The 470-nt window shown below is 64.7% G+C and carries 1 protein-coding gene and 1 pseudogene; both read left to right on the top strand.

Features of this window, described 5'->3' with window-relative positions; translation table 11 throughout:
- Positions 1 to 249, top strand: a pseudogene (locus AF337_RS45185) (metal-dependent hydrolase); the annotation flags it as partial.
- Positions 250 to 317: 68 nt separating this feature from the next.
- Positions 318 to 464: a hypothetical protein gene (locus AF337_RS46470; RefSeq protein ID WP_193393588.1), complete on the top strand. Its 147-nt coding sequence runs from the start codon at positions 318 to 320 to the stop codon at positions 462 to 464.
- The last annotated feature ends 6 nt before the right edge of the window (positions 465 to 470 follow it).

The raw sequence follows: 470 nt of genomic DNA, 5'->3' as shown, positions 1-470 counted from the left end.
GTGTCTTTATCGGTCGAAGCCCGCGGCGGCGCCCTGCTGGAGAGGCTCGCAGCCTATGGAACGCTCTCCGTGCGCAGCCACGTCGATATCGATACCGAAGTTGGCCTGAAGGGTCTGGAGGCCGTGCTCTCGCTGAAGCAGAGCCATGGTCATCTCGTCGATATCCAGACCGTTGCGTTCCCGCAATCCGGCGTGCTCCGCGATCCCGGCACCGCAGGGCTGCTCGATGCGGCGATCGCCGCATCGAGCAGCCCTGCGGTGCCGGGATCGCGGAGCACGCCGGATTGCGGGAACGCAACGGTCTGGATATCGACGAGATGACCATGGCTCTGCTTCAGCGAGAGCACGGCCTCCAGACCCTTCAGGCCAACTTCGGTATCGATATCGACGTGGCTGCGCACGGAGAGCGTTCCATAGGCTGCGAGCCTCTCCAGCAGGGCGCCGCCGCGGGCTTCGACCGATAAAGACAC

It is taken from the genome of Rhizobium ecuadorense (assembly GCF_001187535.1).
Lineage (GTDB): Bacteria > Pseudomonadota > Alphaproteobacteria > Rhizobiales > Rhizobiaceae > Rhizobium > Rhizobium ecuadorense.
This window is presented reverse-complemented; position numbering and strand designations above follow the sequence as displayed.

What these genes read in the sequence shown, in the direction of transcription:
- AF337_RS46470 (WP_193393588.1), top strand. Translation starts at nt 318, where the DNA reads ATGACCATGGCTCTGCTTCAGCGAGAGCACGGCCTCCAGACCCTTCAG.